The organism is Methylobacterium sp. D54C (assembly GCF_053345595.1).
In genome coordinates, this window is record NZ_JBKFAK010000255.1 from 1 (window position 1) to 284 (window position 284).

1 protein-coding gene is annotated in these 284 nt (G+C 65.8%); it reads left to right on the forward strand.

Annotated elements, in window-relative coordinates; translation table 11 throughout:
* The coding region (locus tag ACLBYB_RS33410; protein ID WP_447701448.1) for an IS3 family transposase at positions 1-284 on the forward strand (284 nt) is incomplete at both ends.

Genomic DNA, 284 nt, shown 5'->3' on the forward strand with positions numbered 1-284 from the left:
AGGTTTGCTTCCGGTCTGCCATCGGAACCCTCCTCCTTCAGGAAAAGAGCTCTCCACTTTTGCGGAGCAAGTCCAGACCCGAGCCATCGTTGCCCTGGCCTCCGAGTACGGGCGCCATGGCTACCGTCGTGTCACCGCGCTGCTGCAAGCAGACGGCTGGCAGGTGGGCAAGGACCGGGTTCAGCGCATCTGGCGCCGCGAGGGGCTGGAGGTCCCCAGCCGACATAAACCCTGCAGCCGCCTATGGCTGAACGACGGCTCATGTGGGCGGCTGCGCCCGCTCC